The 14219-nt window shown below is 65.0% G+C and carries 16 protein-coding genes; 8 read left to right on the top strand and 8 right to left on the bottom strand.

The features are described from left to right. Positions 1 to 6: 6 nt before the first annotated feature. Positions 7 to 411, top strand: coding sequence for a YbaN family protein (locus ABL840_RS13190; protein WP_093300723.1), 405 nt, complete (start codon positions 7 to 9; stop codon positions 409 to 411). Here ABL840_RS13190 and ABL840_RS13185 read toward each other — a convergent pair. Continuing rightward, positions 408 to 872, bottom strand: a complete 465-nt coding sequence (locus ABL840_RS13185) for an Lrp/AsnC family transcriptional regulator (RefSeq protein WP_093300724.1) — start codon at positions 870 to 872, stop codon at positions 408 to 410. The two genes, ABL840_RS13190 and ABL840_RS13185, sit on opposite strands and share 4 nt — an antisense overlap. A 106-nt stretch (positions 873 to 978) precedes the next feature. Between ABL840_RS13185 and ABL840_RS13180 the strand changes: the two genes are divergently transcribed. After that, positions 979 to 1605 (top strand): LysE/ArgO family amino acid transporter, encoded by a 627-nt coding sequence (locus tag ABL840_RS13180; protein WP_093300726.1) that lies wholly within the window; start codon positions 979 to 981, stop codon positions 1603 to 1605. On the opposite strand, the gene ABL840_RS13175 is transcribed toward ABL840_RS13180, so the two are convergent. From ABL840_RS13175 to ABL840_RS13160, 4 genes are read right to left on the bottom strand one after another with little or no spacing between them, the layout of a single operon-like run. After that, positions 1578 to 2831: a DUF418 domain-containing protein gene (locus ABL840_RS13175; RefSeq protein WP_093301188.1), complete on the bottom strand. Its 1254-nt coding sequence runs from the start codon at positions 2829 to 2831 to the stop codon at positions 1578 to 1580. The genes ABL840_RS13180 and ABL840_RS13175 overlap by 28 nt on opposite strands. A gap of 27 nt (positions 2832 to 2858) precedes the next feature. Then, positions 2859 to 3758 (bottom strand): SDR family oxidoreductase, encoded by a 900-nt coding sequence (locus tag ABL840_RS13170; RefSeq protein WP_418116261.1) that lies wholly within the window; start codon positions 3756 to 3758, stop codon positions 2859 to 2861. Continuing rightward, on the bottom strand, positions 3755 to 4360 hold the full coding sequence (locus ABL840_RS13165) for a TetR/AcrR family transcriptional regulator (RefSeq protein WP_093204630.1): 606 nt from the start codon (positions 4358 to 4360) through the stop codon (positions 3755 to 3757). The genes ABL840_RS13170 and ABL840_RS13165 overlap by 4 nt, the downstream gene beginning before the upstream one ends. A 54-nt stretch (positions 4361 to 4414) precedes the next feature. Then, positions 4415 to 5371: a LysR substrate-binding domain-containing protein gene (locus tag ABL840_RS13160; RefSeq protein ID WP_093300727.1), complete on the bottom strand. Its 957-nt coding sequence runs from the start codon at positions 5369 to 5371 to the stop codon at positions 4415 to 4417. A gap of 131 nt (positions 5372 to 5502) precedes the next feature. On the opposite strand from ABL840_RS13160, the gene ABL840_RS13155 reads away from it, so the two are divergent. The 3 genes from ABL840_RS13155 (at position 5503) to ABL840_RS13145 (ending at position 9154) form a co-directional block, all read left to right on the top strand. Continuing rightward, positions 5503 to 6525: a Bug family tripartite tricarboxylate transporter substrate binding protein gene (locus ABL840_RS13155; protein WP_093300728.1), complete on the top strand. Its 1023-nt coding sequence runs from the start codon at positions 5503 to 5505 to the stop codon at positions 6523 to 6525. Positions 6526 to 6719: 194 nt separating this feature from the next. Further along, positions 6720 to 7703, top strand: coding sequence for a Bug family tripartite tricarboxylate transporter substrate binding protein (locus ABL840_RS13150; RefSeq protein WP_176947430.1), 984 nt, complete (start codon positions 6720 to 6722; stop codon positions 7701 to 7703). A 134-nt stretch (positions 7704 to 7837) separates the two neighbouring features. Next, on the top strand, positions 7838 to 9154 hold the full coding sequence (locus ABL840_RS13145) for a sulfatase (RefSeq protein ID WP_093300730.1): 1317 nt from the start codon (positions 7838 to 7840) through the stop codon (positions 9152 to 9154). Between the two features lie 97 nt (positions 9155 to 9251). Here ABL840_RS13145 and ABL840_RS13140 read toward each other — a convergent pair whose 3' ends face one another. Next, on the bottom strand, positions 9252 to 10064 hold the full coding sequence (locus ABL840_RS13140; protein WP_176947431.1) for a helix-turn-helix domain-containing protein: 813 nt from the start codon (positions 10062 to 10064) through the stop codon (positions 9252 to 9254). A 59-nt stretch (positions 10065 to 10123) separates the two neighbouring features. Here ABL840_RS13140 and ABL840_RS13135 point away from each other — a divergent pair, with 59 nt between their 5' ends. Next, positions 10124 to 10531, top strand: a complete 408-nt coding sequence (locus ABL840_RS13135; RefSeq protein WP_093300733.1) for a VOC family protein — start codon at positions 10124 to 10126, stop codon at positions 10529 to 10531. Here the strand turns inward: ABL840_RS13135 and ABL840_RS13130 are convergent. Together ABL840_RS13130 and ABL840_RS13125 are read right to left on the bottom strand one after the other, a co-directional pair. Next, positions 10501 to 11094 (bottom strand): 2'-5' RNA ligase family protein, encoded by a 594-nt coding sequence (locus ABL840_RS13130; RefSeq protein WP_176947432.1) that lies wholly within the window; start codon positions 11092 to 11094, stop codon positions 10501 to 10503. The two genes, ABL840_RS13135 and ABL840_RS13130, sit on opposite strands and share 31 nt — an antisense overlap. Before the next feature lie 55 nt (positions 11095 to 11149). Continuing rightward, entirely contained in the window at positions 11150 to 11494 is a 345-nt protein-coding gene (locus ABL840_RS13125; RefSeq protein ID WP_093300736.1) for a hypothetical protein, read from the bottom strand. 292 nt (positions 11495 to 11786) lie between these two features. On the opposite strand from ABL840_RS13125, the gene ABL840_RS13120 reads away from it, so the two are divergent. Together ABL840_RS13120 and ABL840_RS13115 are read left to right on the top strand one after the other, a co-directional pair. Then, entirely contained in the window at positions 11787 to 12644 is an 858-nt protein-coding gene (locus ABL840_RS13120; protein WP_143093962.1) for a hypothetical protein, read from the top strand. A 195-nt stretch (positions 12645 to 12839) separates the two neighbouring features. Continuing rightward, positions 12840 to 14219, top strand: a complete 1380-nt coding sequence (locus ABL840_RS13115; protein WP_093300738.1) for an AAA family ATPase — start codon at positions 12840 to 12842, stop codon at positions 14217 to 14219.

The raw sequence follows: 14219 nt of genomic DNA, 5'->3' as shown, positions 1-14219 counted from the left end.
CCGGCCTTGAAGCCAGAGCCAGCCCCGGCCCCCGAACGCAAATCAGCGCTCACGCGCGCGCTGCTCTATGCCTTCGCGGTGCTGTGCCTGGTGCTGGGCCTCATCGGCGTGGTCGTGCCCGGCATGCCGACCACGGTGTTCATCCTGATGGCCGCATGGGCCGCCGCGCGCAGCTCTCCGCGGCTGCATGCATGGCTGCTGAACCACCGCCTCTTCGGCCCGCTGCTGCACAACTGGGCCAACGGCCGCACCGTGAGCCGCCGCGCCAAGTGGAGCGCCACCGTCACGATGACGGTGTGCGCCGTGATCGTCTCGTTCACCGCGCATCGCGCGTGGTTGGCCGGGCTGGCCATCGGGTGCATGGCCTGCGTGCTGGCGTGGCTGTGGTCGCGGCCGCTTCCTCCGCCCTAGCGGCGAGCCTGCTTGTCCACGTCCGGCGCGGTGATGGCGCGCGCCGGAATCGGTACCGACATCACGATCGACGTGCGCGTCTCGCCCAGGTGGTTGATGCTGCTCACGAAGGCTTCGAGGTGCTCGATGTCTCGCGCGACCACCTTCAGCACGTACGAGTCCTGCCCCGTCACGTGGAAGCATTCGAGCACCTCGCTCCTGCCCTCCAGCAGCTTCAGCAGCCGCGCCTTGTCGGGCTGCGGCGTAGTCATGCCGACGAGCGCCATCACCGTGTAGCCCGCCTTGCGCGGCGGCACCACGGCGCGATAGCCGGCGAGCACGCCGGATTCTTCCAGCCGCTTCACGCGCTCCGAGGTCGAGGGCACCGACAGGCCCACCTGCCGCGCCAGCGCGGTGAGCGAAGTGCGCGCATCGGCCTGGAGCACTTCGAGGATCTGCCAGTTCTTGCTGTCGATTTCCATGGATTTCAGGCTCCGGCGAGTGATTCTTCTTGAATTTCAGGCAAGAGGCGCATTCCGCCTGAGCTTCGCCATTCTCTTCAGGCGAAGGCGTAAAGACAATTTACAAATGGACTCTACCCTCTTCCTCAAGGCCCTCGTCATCGGCCTCTCCATTGCGGCGCCCGTCGGCCCCATCGGCCTGCTCTGCATCCAGCGCACCCTTGCGCACGGCCGCACCATCGGCTTCCTCAGCGGACTGGGCGCCGCGCTGGCCGACGCCTGCTACGGAGCCATCGGCGCGCTGGGCGTATCGGCCGTCATCGCGTCGATGGTGGCCGCGCGGGTGCCGCTGGCGCTGGCCGGCGCCGCCTTTCTCGCATGGATGGGCGTGCAGCTGCTTCGCGCGCCGGTCGCCACGCAGGCTCGCCAGGCGGCAGACGCCACCACGCCGCTGAAGGCCACGCTGTCGGTCTTCCTGCTGACGCTGGCGAACCCGATGACGATCCTGTCCTTCGTCGCGGTGTTCGCCACCATCTCGACCGGCCACGCCGGCGGCAGTGGCGGCATCCCGGCGGCGACGATGGTGCTCGGCGTGTTCCTGGGCTCCGCGCTGTGGTGGCTCGGGCTGTCGACGATGGTGTCTTCGGTTCGGCACAAGCTCAGCGCGAAGACGATGCAGTCGATCAACCGGCTCTCGGGCGCGATCCTGCTGGCCTTTGCGGTCTATCAGCTGTCGACGCTGCTGCCGCGCTGAGCCGGCGCCACCGGCTTGCGGCGCATCGGCGGAAGCTCCAGGTTCGTGAAGGCGCGCAACAGCCATTCGACCGGCCCGTAGACGAAGCGGCCCAGCCACCAGCGGCTCAGCACGAGCTGCGCCGCGAAGATGACGAAGGCGATGCCCGTGGCGGCCAGCGGCCCCATGGTGCCGATCAAGCGCAGCCCGTAGGCCAGGAAGAGCCACGCGCAGACGAGCGACTGCAGCAGATAGTTGGTCAGCGCCATGCGCCCCGCCGGCGCCAGCACGCCTTCGAGCACCCGGCCGCGCGGCGTCATCATCAGCAGCACCATGCCGGCCGCATAGGCCGCCGTGAGGAAAGGCGCCGTCAGCAGCGTGGCTGCGAGCCCGTAGAGTTCCTTGACCGCGTTGTCCAGGCGGATCGACGGGAAGGCATACACGGCCGCACCCGGCAGCCCGATGACCAGCCCCCACAGCAGCAGGCGCCAGAACAGCGGCCGGTAAGCATCGGCATTCACGAAGAGCTCGCGCCGCCCCGCGATGAAGCCCGCGAAGAACATCGCCAGCGCGGTCGGCGCCTGTACCAGGCCGGTGATCCACCAGATCTGCGACAACTCGCGCAGGTGCTGCACGATCACCGTGAAGGGCGTTCCGCGATACGCGGCCAGCGCGGCGACGGCATCCGCATGGGCGGTGCGCGTATCCGACGGAATGCCGGCCTTCGTCAGCAGGAAGCCGATGCTCGCCCACAGCAGCGAGGTGACCAGCACCAGCCCGATGGCGCAGCGCGACATGAAGACATCGCCGCGCCGCCGCAGCATCAGCAGCACCGCCCCCAGCACCGCATAGGTGGTGAGGATGTCGCCGTGATACAGCGCCACGGCATGCACCAGCCCCAGCACCCACAAGCCCACCAGCCGCCGCCCCATGCGCGGCGCGAAAGCCTTGCCGTCGCGTTCGGCCGACTGCATCTGCAGCGTGAAGCTGTAGCCGAAGAGGAACGAGAACAGCAGGTAGAACTTGGTCTCGAACACCAGCGTGCGCACCAGCAGCGCCGCGCGTTCGAGCACCGACTGCGCCATCGGGTCGGGTATGCCCGCGCCGTAGTAGGTCGAGGAAAAGCTCGCGATGTTCACCACGAGGATGCCCAGCAGCGCGAAGCCGCGCAATGCATCGACCAGCGACTGGCGCTCTCGGCCTCGCGTGACCCCGGGTGGTGCCGGAGGATTGGGTAGCGACGACATGTGTTCTTTCTGCATGCCCTGCATGCTTCAGGCGGCGGTGAGGCCGCCGTCGATGACGAGCTCGCTGCCGGTCACGTAGCGCGACTCGTCGCTGGCGAGATAGAGGATGGCGTTGGCAACGTCGAGCACCGTGCCCGCATGGCCGAGCGGCACCGCGCTGCGTCCCGCCGCGCCGAGGACAGCGCGGCGCCAGAGCCTTCTCAGGCTGCACGCCACGCCGCCGCCAGGCTGCTCCGCTTGCTGCTGCTGCGCGCGGGCGTTCGTGCTCCAGATCGGCGTGTCGATCACGCCCGGGTGCAGCGAATTGACCCGCACGCCGTTGCGTGCGCGAGCGCACTCCAGCGCCACCGACTTGGAGAGCATGCGCACGCCGCCCTTGCTGGCCGAGTAGGCCGACAGCCCCGCATTGCCGACCAGGCCGGCCGTCGACGACATGTTGACGACGGAGCCGCCGCCCGACCTCGACATCAGCGGCACGCCGTGCTTCAAGCCCAGGAACACGCCGTCGAGATTCACAGCGAGCTGGCGGCGCCAGTCTTCCACGCTCATCTCGAAGGTGCTGCCCGCGAGCGCGATGCCGGCGTTGTTCACGAGCACGTGCAACGCGCCGTGGGCGGCAATGACCACGTCGATCACATCCTTCCACGCGGCCTCGCTGCTCACGTCGTGCACGACGAACATGGCTCGCCCGCCCGTGGCGCGCGCAAGGCCGGCGGTTTCCTCGCCGCCCTTCGCGTCGATATCCGTAGCGACGACGGTCGCGCCCTCGGCGGCCAGCCGCAGCACCGCCGCGCGCCCGATGCCCGACGCCGCGCCCGTCACCAGCGCCACCTTGCCGAACACGCGGCCGCTGGCGCGGTCCCATGCGGGGCGCTGCGCCGGTGCGAACGCGTACACCGATGCGGGCGCGGGCATGAAGGCGCTCATCGGGCGCTCCCGGCCTTCAGGAAGCGGCTCACCACGAGTCGCAGCATGGGTGCTTCGCGCTGCGGATCGAAGCCCGGGTCCATGGCGAGGCGCGAGAACACGCCGTCGATCAGCGCGACGATCCAGCTCGCGGCCTGTTCGGGTTCGAGGCCTGCGTCGACCTGCCCGCTCGCCATGGCGCCGCGCAGCAGCCTGGCGATGTCGGCGCGGGTCTGCGCGTCGCCGGCTGCCATCTGCGTGTTGATGGCCGGGTTGCGCGTCGCTTCTGCGGCGATTTCGAGTGCCAGCCGGGCGTAGGTCTTGTCGGCCGCAAAGGCCATCACCGCGTCGAGAAAGTCGAGCAGCGCCTCCAGCAGGTCTGAAGACTCGTCGAGCGCGGCGAAGTAGGCGGCGGTGTCGGCGCGCTCCTCTTCCACGATGGCCTCGACGATGGCGCTCTTGCTGTCGAAGTAGTGAAAGAGATTGCCGGGGCTCATGCCGGCCTCGGCGCAGATCTCGGCGGTGGTGGTGGCGTGGAAGCCGCGCCGTGCGAAGCAGTTGCCGGCCGCCTCCATGATCTGGCGGCGCTTGGCCTGCTGGCGTTCGGGGTCGATCTTTCTCATGGCGCTGACTTGGGGTTTGCGGTCATGCGCCAATTATTAGACTAACTAGTCGATCTATTTATTAAGAACCCCTGAAGCCTTCGGGACAACCGGGTTCTTTCGCTTGGCCACCACCTCTCGGATCGCCTCGATCAGCAGTCGCGCGCCCTCGCCCGGCGCGTCGCTGCGCCGCACGGTGAGCCCCACCGGCCCCTCGGTGCTGGTGGTGTCGATTGCAAGCCGCTTGAGTTCCCCGCGCGCGATCAACCCCTCGACCGCGCCCTGCGGCGCGAACCACACGGCGTCGGAACGCTGCAGCAGCCCCAGCACGAAGCTGGTGTCGGTGGCCTCCACCAGCCGGCCGGGCAGCGCCATGCCCTGCGCGATGAGGAATGCATCGGCCGTGTGCCGGATCAGCGTGCCCGACACCGGCAGCACCAGCGGATGGCCCGCCAGCGCATCGAGCGGCGGCTTGCGCCGCGCCGCCAGCGGGTGCCCCGGCCGGGCCACCAGCAGCAGCGGCTCGCTGTAGAGCTGCTCGAAGGCCAGGTCGGCCATGGCCGAGGCCTGCGCGAGGCGGCCCAGCACGAGGTCGATTTCGCCCTGGCGCAGCTGCGTCATCAGCTGCGCGTTGGTGCCGCTCACCACGCGCACCCGCAGCGCGGGATGCGAGGCATGCAGCGAGACGACCACCTCCGGCAACAGGTTGGCCACCATGTTCGGCAGCGCGCCGACGGCCACGCGCAGTTGGTCGGCCTCGGGCTGGTCCATGGCCAGCCCCAGCCCTTCGCGCAACCCGCGCAGCACCGAGACGGCATGGCGCACCAGCACCTCGGCGGCCGGCGTGAGCTCCACGCCCCGGCGGCGGCGCAGCAGCAACTGGCGGCCAACGATCTCCTCCAGCTCGGCAACCGTCTTGGAGACGGCCGGCTGCGTGAGCGACAGCGCCTTGGCGGCGCGCACCAGGTTTCGCTCCTGCGCCACCATCACGAGGCATTGCAGATGGCGCATCTTCAGGCGCGCAAAGTTCATGGCTGACACGGCGTTTCCTTGGGAGAGTGGCTGCTTCAATATAACCAGCCGGAATAGCTGGCAGAAGAGCTTTCAGTTGTGCCGCCTCGGTCGCGCACCTAGAGTCGGCCGGATAACGGAGACACGACGACATGACGACCACCGGTTCGCGCTACACGCCCTACACCTTCTTCGACGGCACCCGCCGCCGCCTCGCCATTGCCGCAGCCTGCGCGGCGCTCGCCCTTGGAGCCACCGCCACCGGCGCCTTCGCGGCCGACGCGCCCTACCCCACCAAGCCGGTGAAGTTCCTTACCAACTTCCCGGCGGGCGGCCCCATCGACATCCTCGCCCGCGCACTGGCCGACGCGCTGCAGAAAGACCTGAAGCAGCCCTTCATCGTCGACAACCGGCCCGGCGCGGGCGGCAACATCGGCGCCGACTTCGTCGCCAAGGCCCCGGCCGACGGCTACACGGTGCTGATGGGTATCGACAGCACCTTCACCATCAACCCGCACCTGTACGCCTCGATGCCCTTCGCGGCCAAGGACCTGAAGCCGCTGATGATCTTCAGCTCCTCGGGCCTTGCCTTCGGCGTGGCGCAGGGCGTGAAGGCGAAGACGCTGCCCGAATTCATCGCCCAGGCCAAGGCCGAGCCCGCCACCTTCAGTTCGGCCGGCAACGGCAGCCCCGGCCACATCGCCGCCGAGATCTTCGCCAGCGAGACGGGCGCGAAGATCACCCACGTGCCCTACAAGGGCAACGCGCCGGCCGTGCTGGCGCTGATGGGCGACGAGGTGCAGGCCGGCATCCTGGCCACGCCGGGCCTGCTGCCGCAGATTCAGGCAGGCAAGCTGCGCGCGCTGGCCGCGACCGGAAAGCAACGCTCGCCGCTGCTGCCGCAGGTGCCCACCGTGGGTGAGCTGGGCCTGAAGGGCCTGGAATTCGAGGTGCTCTACCTCGCCATGGTGCCCGCCGCCACGCCCGAGCCGGTGATGCAGACGCTGCGCGGCTCGCTGCAGAAGGCGCTGGCGCTGCCCGAGATCAAGTCGCGCCTTTCCTCTCTGGACATGGTGCCGCTCGGCGAAACCGGCGGCGCGGCCAGCGAGCACCTGGCGGCCAGCCAGGCCCGCTACGGGCGCATCGTCAAGGCGACGGGCATGAAGGTCGACTGAGCAGCAGAGCGCAGCAAGAATCAGAGCAAGGTGCGGAGCAAAGGGTAAGTCCGGGGAATGGTTGATTTGAACAATCGAGTGCCGCGTCTTCAGAATCGTCCGCAACTGCGGATCTCGCGGCCACACTGGCGCGCCATCGCCTGAACGACGAAGACAAGGACTTGCTCACCATGCTGCCGACCCAATCCCTCCCCATGACCCGCCGCCTCGCCGGCATGCTGGCCATCGCCGGCCTCACGACGGCTTTCGCCACCGGCGCAGCCGCTCAACAGCAACAACAGCAGGTCAAGTTCGACACCCCGCTGCACATCGTGGTCGGCTACGCCCCCGGCGGCGCCACCGACCGCGTGGCGCGCATCGTGGGCGACAAGCTCACCTCCCGCCTCGGCGTGCCCGTGGTGGTCGACAACAAGCCCGGCGCGGGCGGCCGCCTTGCCGCGCAGCAAGTGAAGGCCACGCCCGCCAGCCAGAACGTGCTGATGCTCGCCAACCCCGCCGTGATGGTGGTGGCGCCGCTGGTCTTCAAGGACAACAACTACGACGCCGAGCGCGACTTCGTGCCCGTGTCTTACGTCAACGACTACAACTTCGCGCTGGCCGTGTCGCCCACCCTGCCCGTGCGCGAGCTGAACCACCTGCTCGCCTGGATGCGCGCCAACCCCAACCAGGCCAACGTGGGCGTGCCGGCAACCGGCAGCCTGCCGCACTTCTTCGGCCTCATGGTGGGCGAGAAGGCCAAGGTGCAGACCCAGGTGATCGGCTATCGCGGCTCGGCCCCGCTGCTGAACGACGTGATCGGCGGGCAGGTGCCCGTTGCCGTCGACACCGAAGACGTGGCCGTGCCGCAGCACGCCGCGGGCAAGCTGCGCATCCTCGCGATCTCGGGCGCCAAGCGCTCGCCCTTCCTGCCCGACGTGCCCACCTTCAAGGAAGCCGGCCTCGACCTCGCCGCCACCGGCTGGAACACCTTCTTCGCACCGGCCACCATGCCCAAGGAAAAGGCCGAGCGCCTCGCCGTCGTGATCCGCGAAGTCATGCAGGACCCGGACACCCAACGCAAGTTCAAGGACTCGGGCATGACGCCCGTGGTGAGCACCCAGGCGCAGACCGCCGCGATGCTCAAGGCCTACCGTGCCCAGTGGGCGCCGGTCGTCCAGAAGTCGGGCTACCAACCTTAGGACAACCCCCAGTCTTCGCGCACTTCGTGTCGCTTCGCCAACCCCCTTCCAGGGGGCAACACCAGCGGCCCGGCAAAGCCGGTTCCGCGGTGTTCCCCGAAAAGACCTCCGAGCCTCGAAAGCGCGATCAATTTATGACCAGACCCAACATCATCTTCATCGTGGCCGACGACCTCGGCTATGCCGACCTCGGCTGCTACGGCGGCCGCGACGCGGCGTTCGGCCCCGTCTCGCCTGTGCTCGACGGCCTTGCCGCCAACGGCCTGAAGCTCACCCAGGGCTACTCGAACTCGCCCGTGTGCTCGCCCACGCGCTTCGGCATGATCACCGGCCGCTACCAGTACCGCCTGCGCGGCGCGGCCGAGGAGCCCATCAACAGCAAGAGCCGCGGCAGCACCACCCTCGGCCTGCCCACCGACCACCCCACCCTGCCTTCGCTCCTGAAGGCCAGCGGCTACCAGACCGCCCTCATCGGCAAGTGGCACCTGGGCTACCCGCCCACCTTCGGCCCGCTGCGCTCGGGCTACGACGAGTTCTTCGGCCCCATGTCGGGCGGCGTCGACTACTTCACCCATTGCGACTCCACCGGCCGCCACGACCTGTGGTTCGGCGAGGAAGACAGGCAGGAAGAGGGCTACCTCACCGACATCCTCTCGAAGCGCGCGGTCGACTATGTGGAGCGCATGGCAAAGCAGGACGCCCCCTTCTTCCTGAGCCTGCACTACACCGCGCCGCACTGGCCGTGGGAAACGCGCGACGACGCAGCCAAGGCCCCGAGCATCAAGGACAACCTGTTCGACCTGGCCGGCGGCAACATCAACGTGTACCGCCGCATGATCCATCACATGGACGAAGGCATCGGCTGGATCATGGCCGCGCTCGAGAAGCACGGCATGGCCGACAACACCCTGGTGGTGTTCACCAGCGACAACGGCGGCGAACGCTTCTCCGACAACTGGCCGCTGGTGGGCGGCAAGATGGACCTGACCGAAGGCGGCATCCGCGTGCCATGGATCGCGCACTGGCCCGCCGTGATCGGCAAGGGCGGCGAGAGCACCCAGCTGTGCATGACCATGGACTGGTCGGCCACCATGCTCGACGCAGCCGGCGTGGCCGCGCACCCCGACTACCCGCTCGACGGCGTCTCGCTGATGCCCGTGCTCAAGGACGCGTCGAAGAGCTTCCGCCGCCCGCTGCACTGGCGCATGAACCATCGCGGGCAGGAAGCCATGCGCGACGGCGACTGGAAGTACCTGAAGGTGGACGGCAACGAGTACCTGTTCAACATTCCCGGCGATGAGCGCGAGCGGGCGAATCTGGCGAAGAAGGAGCCGGAGAGGCTGGCTGCGATGCGGGCGGACTGGCAGGCGTGGAATGCGACGATGCCGGCGATTCCGGAGGATGCGACTGTGAGCCTTGGCTACTCGGTGAAGGACATGCCGCAGAGGTGAACGGCGACGGCGGGGCTACCACTCTGCCGTTTCGTCAGAGATGCCAGGCAGCGCGTGTGAGCCTGGCCACCTACCGGCAACGCGCGGAACAGAAAAACTACGCCGCCCGCTGGCCGAAAGCCAGAGTGCTGGAAGCCTGATCGCGCGGCAGCGCTGAGGGCGGGCGGCCCGCCAGCCGGCGACTCTCGCGTGCCAGGTGCGGCTGATCGGCATAGCCGGCCTCGGCGGCCAGATGAGCCAACGACGTCGATGGCTCCGCACGCGCCAGCTGCAGAAAGCGCTGGTAGCGCAGCACGCGTGCCAGCGTCTGCGGGCCGTAGCCGAAGTGCTTCACGAAACGGCGGCGCAGCGTGCGCTCGGGCTGCTGCAGGCGCTCGGAGAGCCAGCGCAGCGGCGAGTCTTCGGGGGCCATGCCGGACTGCAGCAAGCGGAAGGCTTCGGCCATCGCGGCATCTGGCGTGAGACTGGCGGCTGGCTGTGGCCGCACGGCCACCTTGTGCATGAATTGGGCAGACGAGTCCGCGGCGAGGCATGCCGCCGCGCGCGCACCCCACAGGTCGCGCAGCGCAACGCGGCGATCCGCGAGCGCGCTCATGTCGATGCCCAGCCACGCGGCCGCCGCGCCGGGGTGGAAGCGCAGGCCCAGCACCTGCGCGCCGGGCCGCAGCGCTTCGGCATGCGGTTGCCGGTCGGGGCCGGCCACGCGCACCACGCCATCGATCCACTGCAGGTCGATCGAGCCGTCGGGCACCACCAGCAGCGGCAGCACGCCGCCGGCATCAGCGGGCAGCACATGCATCCACTGGCAGGCAAAGATGCCGCGCAAGGAAGGCGGCACCGGGGCTTCGGCATAACGGCCGACCTCCTGCGCGAGCGGTGGCGTGGCCGTTTTGTTCAAGTCGGCGGGCATGGCGTGGAGCAATCTCGGGGCTTCCATTGAACAACAACTGCGAAGCAGGAGCCTCCCGCATGAAAGCCCGTATTTCCGTTCTCACCATCTGCGTAGACGACCTGGAGCGCGCGCTGCGCTTCTACCGCGACGGCCTGGGCCTGGCGACGCCGGGCATCATCGGCCAGGAATTCGAACACGGCGCGGTCGCCTTCTTCGACCTGCAGCCCGGCCTGAAGCTCGCGCTGTGGCCGCGCGACAGCCTGGCGCACGACAGCGGCATCGCCTCGCCCGACTTCACCATCGGCCACAACCTGCGCAGCGAAGCCGAGGTGCAGGCCACCATGGCGCAGGCCGAGGCCGCCGGCGCGACCATCGTGAAGCCCGCGCAGAAGACCTTCTGGGGCGGCTTCGCGGGCTACTTCCAGGACCTGGACGGGCATCTGTGGGAAGTGGTCTACAACCCGGCCTTCCTGCCGGAGGACTGAAGCGGGTAGGACGCCAGCACCTCGTGCCACACGGGCCGCGTCTTCAGCCACGAACGCACGAACTGAAACTCGCGCACCGGCCAGCGAACAGGCGGCATGGGCGGCGCAGCGGCCCCCGATGCCTTGCGGGCGATGGTGATGTGCGGCGCCCAGTCCTCATGGCGCCCCGACAGCCACGGCGCGAGCTGACGCACGACGGCCTGATGCAACCGGTCGAGCGCGGCGTTCGGCTGCGGGCGCACGATGGCGATGCCGTTGTGGGCCCAGACGCCGGACCAGTCCAGCAGCAGCTCGAAGTCTTCTTCCATGCGCAACTCGCCCAACGCCTGGCGGATGCCTTCGACGGCGGCATCGCCCTGCGGCGAGATGTGGCACAGCGTCATGTGCAACCGGTGCGGCTTTGGCAAGCTGGGCTTTGGCTGCGTGCGCCAGACCCACTGCGCGCGGTGCTCGGCGATGGCGGCCTGCACCGCCTCGTCGGGCTTGAGCCAGGCGTAGAGCATTGGCATTTCCAGTCGCGCGCGGCGCGCGGCATCGGCGGGGGTGAAGGGCTCGATGTCCATGGTGGGTGTCATTGGACACTAGGCGGCGGCTTGGCTGCCCCGCCGCCCTCCGGGCTTAGCGTCGGCCACCTAGCTCCGTGATCAGGTCTTCGACGCCGCCATAGATCGGCTCCAGAGGATGATCTCGGCAGTACTTGTCTAGGTACGCCAGCACCTTTGTGGGGGCAAGGGGCTTGTTTGGCGTCTGTATCCGAGCCACGTTGTTGAAGGCGCTGATGAAGCCCCATGACCACTGAACAATGCCGTCTTCATAGACGATGTTCTTGTTTCTTCGCCATGCGATGTGCTTATCGCAACCTTCGGCGCCAAGGCCGTGGAAATAGACCAGATCTTCTTTAGCGGCAGCGGCCAACGAGGTCGTTGCACAAGCGATGAGAACCGCAAGGACAGGGCGTCGCATTCTTCCTCCAGAATTTTCGTCCCGCCATTTTCCTTCGCCCAAACCCGCCCCCCCAGACGAGGTTGCGGCTTGAAATTGAACGCCGGACGCGACGCGCGAGGCCAGATCACTCTTTCAGGGGATGGCGCGATGTCGCGCTCGAAAAAACAATTCCTGTCACACAGGTTGCGTAGCGCACAGCCATCCGGAGCAAGGCATTTCTCCTACTCCAGCTATCTGCCCCGAGGTGTCTAACAAAGGCAACGCGAAGACCGACCTGCATTTCGACAACAGTCCCTGGGGAGGCTCCCGCATGGCAATAGTCAAAACCGTTCTCACCCCCGCTGTCGCCGTCGTCAACCGTACTGCCGGCCACTACGGAATCGGCGAGGTGATTGGCTTGAGTGTGCAGGTGAAGCCTGCCACCTCCAACATAGCAACATTCGGTGGCATCACATGGCGTCGGGCCGGCGGTGTCGCGGGAACACTCACTTTGGTCAATCCGGCTGCAGGCACAGCCACCTTGACCCTAGGCAGCACAGGCGGAACGATGACACTGGAAGCATGGAGCGTTAATCCGCTTGCAAAGCAGGCAACCGTCAACATTACGGTAGTCGCTCCAAATGACGTACTCTTCAAAAGAGTGGCAGGAGGGACGATTGAACACACACAGTATCAAGCGAGCGCCGGCTTTATCGGTGAAGCCGACATCCTGCCTTCCGGCGTCTCATTCGCCAACGTCGAAGTGCGCGAGGGCAGCTTTCATGGAGTTGGCAGCGGGGCTTTCGCAAACTTGAATGGCATTAATCATCCGCCGGGCCCGTGGGCTGGAATCGTCTGCACAGCAGCTACCGGAAACAACCAATGGCAGGTGTATGACCAAGTCCGCTCCGGATGGGGCGCGCACAGGACGACGCCCCAGGGCGCTCCAATACTTGACTTGCAGGGGCGGCTAACCTACGAGGCTGCAAGCTTTGAATGGAATATCCCCTGGCATTACAGGATTGTCGGTACCGTCGGCAATGGGGTGATATTCCGCTACATGCTTCACAAGCAGACTGTCAATATGGCTGGCCGCGTCACCATCAAAAAACATAACTCGGAGACCTGCGCGGCGAACTGGGGAGATCCGACCTCTACTTTTGGACTGCCCGGTATTGGTTACCCTTGAAGAACTGCAGTGCGCCTTCTTGCAGCGCTCACTGAGGCTGCCAAGGCGACCGCCAAAAATGAGCGCGCCACGCGAAGACTGTATCCAGCTAAGACACAAAAAATACGCCAACAAAATAATTGAGATCCATGCTAGAAAAAAGTACATTCAAACTCGGGGCCGCCAACTTCGGCTCGTCCACTGCGGGAGATATATATGAGTGACACAGAAGAATTAGTCCGAGTTAGGTCAATAAAAGTCTCAGGACTCTTCGGACTCTATATTCACAACGTCAACCTGACAGCCGATCGAGTAACAATCATTCATGGACCAAATGGCGTCGGAAAAACGGTCTTTTTAAAACTGACACACGCCTTCATTTCTGGGCGTTATGCTGAATTTGCGAAAATACGCTTCGACACTTTTGAAGTAATGTTCAGCGACGGAAGCGTAGCCGAATTGATATCCGTTCGATCAAAAGAAAAAAGCACAGCCGACTCCATTATTGTGAAATTCACAGACTCCAAGGGGGAGTCGGCAACGGCCGAACTGCAAGGCGACGCACTCAACATTCAAAAACATGCAACCAACCTTGCAGAACAGCTACCCTTTGTGACTCAAGTTGGGCCAGATGAATTTATTGATCGCGGCTCCGATGAATTTTTGACCGCCGAAATACTTATAGAGCGCTATGGAGATGCTCATCCGAGAACTCGCGCAAAGCTCACTTCCAAAGAACCCAAAGGGCTTCGTATTCTTCGAAATAGAATTAAATCTCACTTCATTGAAGCACAACGGTTAATTAGAGTAGCGCACGCAATCGGCCCAGAGTACCGATACCGCCCCTCTTCGTCCCGCATGACTGAGACTGTTCAAGCATATTCTGAAGATTTAAAAAAACAGATTGATGCAACACTGGCCAATTACGCCAAACAATCACAAAAACTAGATCAAAGCTTTCCTCAAAGACTTATTGAAGGAAGTGTTCAACCATTCCCCCTGAATATTTTAAAAGAAGAAATGCAACGCGTTGAGGCTTCGCGTAGCCGTCTTCGCACAATTGGATTATTAGATCGAGGAGAAGAGGCGCAAAACCCGTACCCACTTCAAATCGCGCAACTGGACAACTTAGATCCAACACAAATCTCGGTCATGTCGGTCTATGCAAGAGATACCGTCATGAAGTTAGAAGTTCTCGAGAACCTAGCATCTCGCGTCGAACTCCTTTTGAATATTTTAAATAAAAAATTCACCAATAAAACGGTCGGCATTTCACGTGAATTCGGCCTAATCGTCAAAGGATCGGACAATCAAAAAATAGCCATTAATGCGCTCTCCTCGGGAGAGCAGCACGAAATTGTTCTACTCTACGACTTGCTCTTTAAAACTTCGCCAAACACTCTTGTCCTCATTGATGAACCCGAGCTGTCTCTACACGTTAGTTGGCAGAGAAGCTTTCTCGATGATTTGCTAGAAGTAATTAGGCTCGCAAGATTCGACGTCTTGCTCGCGACTCATTCCCCGTACATTGTCGGCGACAGATCAGATTTAATGGCGGTACTATCTTCTGGCCAATCTGAATCGACTTTTGAGTAG

This window comes from Variovorax sp. NFACC27 (genome assembly GCF_048301545.1).
GTDB classification, from domain to species: domain Bacteria; phylum Pseudomonadota; class Gammaproteobacteria; order Burkholderiales; family Burkholderiaceae_C; genus Variovorax; species Variovorax gossypii.
Note: the sequence above shows the minus strand (reverse complement) of the source record. Positions and strands in the feature narration are given on the sequence as shown.